This window comes from Komagataeibacter kakiaceti JCM 25156 (assembly GCF_000613305.1).
The window spans coordinates 1-1,148 of sequence record NZ_BAIO01000644.1 but is presented as its reverse complement, the minus strand read 5'-3'; the positions used below and the strand labels follow the sequence as shown (position 1 = coordinate 1,148).

At 68.5% G+C, this 1,148-nt stretch carries 1 protein-coding gene and 1 pseudogene; both read left to right on the top strand.

The window, feature by feature from the left end; translation table 11 throughout:
- Positions 1-328, top strand: a pseudogene (locus JCM25156_RS17490) (hypothetical protein); the annotation flags it as partial.
- A 25-nt stretch (positions 329-353) separates the two neighbouring features.
- On the top strand, positions 354-1,148 hold a 795-nt coding region (locus JCM25156_RS17485), incomplete at its 3' end, for an outer membrane protein assembly factor BamB family protein (protein ID WP_025814174.1).

The following is a 1,148-nucleotide window of genomic DNA, read 5'->3' as shown; positions in this document are numbered from 1 at the left end:
CGCCCTCGCGCTGTGGGACGAAGTCGCGCGCGATCAGGCGACCGACCCGGTTCTCGCGTCGCTGGCCAGCCTGTTATGGGTCCAGCACCAGATTGACAGTGGTGACCCCGCGACCCTGCGCTCCCGCCTGGCCGTGCTGGACGCGGCGGACCAGCCATGGCGCGGACAGGCGATCGAGGCCGAGGCCCTGCTGGACCTGCGCGCGGGCAGGGAGACGGACGCCCGCGCCCGTTATGAACGCCTGAGCATGGACATGGGGGTGGCCGATGGCGTGCGCAGCCGCGCCGAGGCCATGCTGCAGATGCTGGGGGATGGCACGGATGGTTAGTCGGAAGCGGATTGGCGGGCGGAACATGAAACCGGTCCTGAGCCGCCGCCATGCGCTGATGGGCGCGGGGGCGGCGCTGCTTCCCGCGCTGGCGGCGTGTAGCGGGGGCAAGAAGAAGACGCAGCTCCTCATCGGCCAGCGTTCGGACGTGCTGCATGCGGCGGCGGGCCTGACGGTTGATCCCGATGAGACACAGGCCGTGAGCGTGCCCGCGCCGGTGGCGGTGAACGAATGGCCGCAATCGGGTCTTCACCCCGACCATGCGGGCGTGAACATCGCCTGGGGCGGCCAGATGCGCCATCAGTGGAGCCATGACATCGGGGCGGGTAATTCCGAGCCGGAATTCCTGTCCTATGTCGCGCTGGGCGATAGCGGGCGCGGCATCATCCAGGCCACGCCGGTCGTGCAGAACGGCCGCATTTTCGTGGCGGACGCGCAGGGCGTGGTCCGGGCCTACCGCTGGCCGGGCATGCACAAGCTGTGGGAATATAACCCCAAGCCACGCAAGATGCTGTCGAACAACCTTGGCGGCGGGATCACGGTGGATGGCGATACGGTGTACATCGTCGATGGCGTGGGGCAGGCGCTGGCGGTCGATGCCGCCCATGGCAAGCTGAAATGGCGCGTCAACATCCAGGCGCCGGGCCGCTCCGCCCCCACGGTGGTCAACGGGCGGCTGTTTTTCGGCACCATTGACGAACACCTGTTCTGCGTGGATGCCGAAAACGGCAATATCCTGTGGACCTATGCCGCCACCGCGGCGGATACGGTCATATACGGCCAGCCCGCCCCGGCGGTGGCCGACGGGGTCGTGCTGGCG